This window comes from Pseudomonas sp. P5_B2, from assembly GCF_056400445.1.
In genome coordinates this window covers 1-1055 of the sequence record NZ_JBFULH010001064.1, presented here as the reverse complement: position 1 = coordinate 1055, position 1055 = coordinate 1, and the positions used below count along the sequence as shown (strand labels likewise).

The window sequence follows — 1055 nt, the reverse complement described above, 5'->3', positions numbered from 1 at the left end:
CGCGACTTCCCGGAAGCGGAATTCAGCCTGTATTTCCTGGCCCTGGTCGACAAAAACCAGATCCCGGCTGACGCTGCTGCGCGCACCGAATGGATGAAGTCGATCCCCGGCATTCTCGAACTGACCCACAACCACGGGACCGAGAACGACCCTGACCTCGCCTACCACAACGGCAACACCGACCCGCGTGGTTTCGGTCATATTTGCATTTCCGTGCCGGACATCCGCGCGGCATGCGAGCGTTTTGAAGCACTGGGCTGTGATTTCCAGAAGCGCTTGAATGACGGGCGCATGAAGAGCCTGGCCTTCATCAAGGACCCGGATGCGTACTGGGTTGAGATCATCCAGCCTGCGCCGTTGTAACCCCCACCACACATCAAGTGTGGGAGCGGGCTTGCTCGCGAAAGCGGTGTGTCAGGCAACATAACTGCTGAATGACACACCGTTTTTGCGAGCAAGCCCACACATTTTATCTGCGCAAGGCACAAAAAAACCCCATGATCACTCATGGGGTTTTGTGTTTTCAGCGTTGGCGTTTACGCTGGGGCCGAGGTCCGGATCAGGTGATCGAACGCGCTCAGGGAAGCCTTTGCGCCCTCGCCGACCGCAATCACAATCTGCTTGTACGGCACGGTGGTCACGTCGCCAGCGGCGAACACGCCCGGCATCGAGGTTTCACCGCGAGCATCGACGATGATCTCGCCACGGGGCGACAACTCGATCGTGCCCTTGAGCCAGTCGGTGTTGGGCAGCAAACCGATCTGCACGAAGATGCCTTCCAGTTCGACTGTACGCAACTCGTCTGACTGACGATCCTTGTAACGCAATCCATTGACCTTCTGACCGTCGCCCATCACTTCAGTGGTTTGCGCACTGGTGATCACGGTGACGTTGGGCAGACTGTGCAACTTGCGCTGCAAGACCGCATCGGCGCGCAACTGCACGTCGAACTCCAGCAGGGTCACGTGAGACACAATGCCGGCCAGATCGATCGCCGCTTCAACACCGGAGTTCCCGCCGCCGATCACCGCCACACGCTTGCCCTTGAACAGCGG

Annotated in this window: 2 protein-coding genes; one reads left to right on the top strand and one right to left on the bottom strand. The window is 58.9% G+C overall.

Annotated elements, in window-relative coordinates:
• Nucleotides 1-363, top strand: a 363-nt coding sequence (gene gloA / locus AC1DRJ_RS29185; protein WP_477805184.1) for a lactoylglutathione lyase, incomplete at its 5' end; no start/stop codon positions are given.
• A gap of 173 nt (nt 364-536) precedes the next feature.
• Here the strand turns inward: gloA and AC1DRJ_RS29180 are convergent.
• Nucleotides 537-1055 (bottom strand): FAD-dependent oxidoreductase (locus AC1DRJ_RS29180; RefSeq protein ID WP_477805183.1); only part of this gene is annotated, 519 nt, incomplete at its 5' end.